Origin of the sequence: Faecalibacterium hattorii, from assembly GCF_003287455.1 — a bacterium.
GTDB lineage: Bacteria > Bacillota > Clostridia > Oscillospirales > Ruminococcaceae > Faecalibacterium > Faecalibacterium hattorii.
Genome location: NZ_PRLC01000034.1, coordinates 1 through 2,221, shown reverse-complemented (window position 1 = coordinate 2,221; position 2,221 = coordinate 1). Strand labels below are relative to the sequence as shown.

The 2,221-nt window shown below is 48.2% G+C and carries 5 protein-coding genes; all 5 read left to right on the top strand.

The window, feature by feature from the left end; all coding sequences use genetic code 11:
- Positions 1-712: DUF4368 domain-containing protein (locus C4N23_RS13585; protein ID WP_146746493.1), on the top strand; the 712-nt coding region annotated here is incomplete at its 5' end.
- A 79-nt stretch (positions 713-791) separates the two neighbouring features.
- A complete protein-coding gene (locus C4N23_RS13580; RefSeq protein WP_006060444.1) occupies positions 792-983 on the top strand; it encodes a transposon-encoded TnpW family protein in 192 nt (63 codons plus the stop codon).
- A 133-nt stretch (positions 984-1,116) separates the two neighbouring features.
- On the top strand, positions 1,117-1,413 hold the full coding sequence (locus tag C4N23_RS13575) for a hypothetical protein (protein ID WP_112146663.1): 297 nt from the start codon (positions 1,117-1,119) through the stop codon (positions 1,411-1,413).
- A 101-nt stretch (positions 1,414-1,514) separates the two neighbouring features.
- The gene (locus tag C4N23_RS13570; protein ID WP_112146660.1) at positions 1,515-1,958 is read left to right on the top strand and encodes a GNAT family N-acetyltransferase; all 444 of its coding nucleotides are present in this window, start codon (positions 1,515-1,517) and stop codon (positions 1,956-1,958) included.
- Between the two features lie 129 nt (positions 1,959-2,087).
- On the top strand, positions 2,088-2,221 hold a 134-nt coding region (locus C4N23_RS14265; protein ID WP_242983808.1), incomplete at its 3' end, for a DUF3847 domain-containing protein.

Sequence of the window (2,221 nt, the reverse complement as noted above, 5' to 3'; positions counted from 1 at the left end):
GGAAGTGCTGAAGAAAATCGAGGACTATTCTATCAGCAACCGGGCGGAGTTTGAAGCCTTAGTGAAAAAGAACCTTGTCATGCAGCAGACCGACCAGACCAAGAAACAGCAGAAGCGTATTCCGCAAATCACGACGCGCCTTGAACAGATTGACAAGGTGCTGAACAAGCTCTATGAGGACAACGCCCTCGGCACGATCCCGCAAGACCGCTATGAGCAGATGTCGCAGAAGTATTCGGAAGAATACTACGCGCTGAAAGCGGAGCTTGCCACGCTCCAAGAGCAGCTGTCCGCTTTTGAAAACGCAGGAGGACGGGCGCAGAAGTTTTTGAAGCTGACGGAACGCCATGCCGCCTTTACCGACCTGACCCCCACCATTCTCAACGAGTTTATCAGCCGGATTGAAGTGCATGAGCGCGACCAGAAAAGGGCGAGATACGCAATCCAGCACATCAGCATATATTTCAATTATATCGGCAAGTTTGAGAACGAAGTGACACAGCTTGCAGAGCCGACCGAGCAGGAAATCCGGCAAATGCGGGAGGAAATCGAAGAAGCCAAAAAGGAAAAGAGCCGCGCCTACCACCGGCAGTATTCAAGGGAGTACCGGGCGCGAAACCTTGAAAAGCAGCGGGAGTATGACCGTATCAAGGCGCGGGAATACCGGGCAAGGAGAAAGGCGCAGGCAGCCGCCGCACAGCCCACACAGTAAAGCAGAATAACCGTCAACCAAGAGGGATTTTCCGAACTACGGGAAATCCCTCTTTTGCGCCCAAAGAAAGGAGCCGCCTATGGCAGAACAGACCCCCGACAGCATCATCACGACCCAGAGGAACGGGCAGACCATTGTTGCGGAGTTATTTTTCAATCACAGCAGCACAGAAACATTCCGCGACAAGCTGCTCAAACTGGTGCTTGCCGACAGTTCGCGTTTATCCGCATCTGACGGTCAAGAGCCGGAAAAAACAGAAATCTTGCGATAACAGCCGCCCCGACGATACACTCCCTGTCCGGGCAGTTTCTATTTGAAAATCCTCATTTTCCCCAAGTCAAGAGCCGGGAAAAACACCCGAAAAATGCCCCTATTGCGCAACAAGGGAGCAGAAAGGAGAGTTTATGAGAACAGGGCTTACGAAGCAGGAAAAGACCACCGATATTTGGTTTGACGAGAAAGACCCGCTAATCAATATCCGCACCCACAACACCGACTTAAAGAAGCGGCTTGCCGCCTATGCCGGACAGCACCCCGACCAGTGCCGCCAGACCGACGCAGACCCCGAAACGGGCTGCATGGAGTTTGAAATCCGCAAGGGGCGTTTCTCTTTCCGCCTGACCGCCCCATACAATGAGGAACGCCGGGAAGCGGCGCGAAGGTATGCCAGAGAAAATAATGCCGCTGACAGGTTGAAATGAGGTAGACTGGTTCACAGTTTTGTGCTATACTTTAGCCAAGCAACGGAGCGACAAATCGGAATTTGTAAGGAACAGAAACTTTGAATTTAGTGGTGCGATTGATGAGAATTATTGAAGTCAAAGAAGATAAAAAACAATATCTTGATTTGCTGTTATTGGCAGATGAGCAGGAAAATATGATAGACCGATACCTTGATAAAGGCAAAATGTATGTGCTTGATGATAATGGGATTAAATGCGAGTGCATCGTTACCGATGAAGGAAATGATGTGCTTGAAATCAAGAACATTGCAACTGTTCCAGACTATCAAGGCAAAGGTTATGCAAAATCCTTAATTGATTTTATCGTAGAGAAATATAGAAAGCAATATGCTATTCTACAAGTAGGAACAGGTGATAGCCCATTGACAATACCATTTTATGAAAAGTGTGGGTTTGTCCGTTCGCATATCATACCAAATTTCTTTACAGATAATTACGACCATCCAATATATGAGGATGGAGTACAGTTAGTGGATATGGTGTATCTGCAAAGGCAGTTATAAAGAAACTTCCAGTTTATCGGGCAGATAACGCCTACTCAATAACAGAATACACCAACTGAGAGCAGCTATTTTCGTACAGAAAACGGCTGCTCTTTTCTTTTAGCCATGAGCAGAAAGGAGCGACCAACCATGACAAAACCGAGAGAGAAAACCCGCGAAGAACTGCAAGCCGAGATCGAGGACGGGAAGAAGAAAATCCGGCAGTTTGAGAACCGAGAAAAGATGTTGCGTCAGAAGCTATCCAAAGAGGAACGCAGAACGCG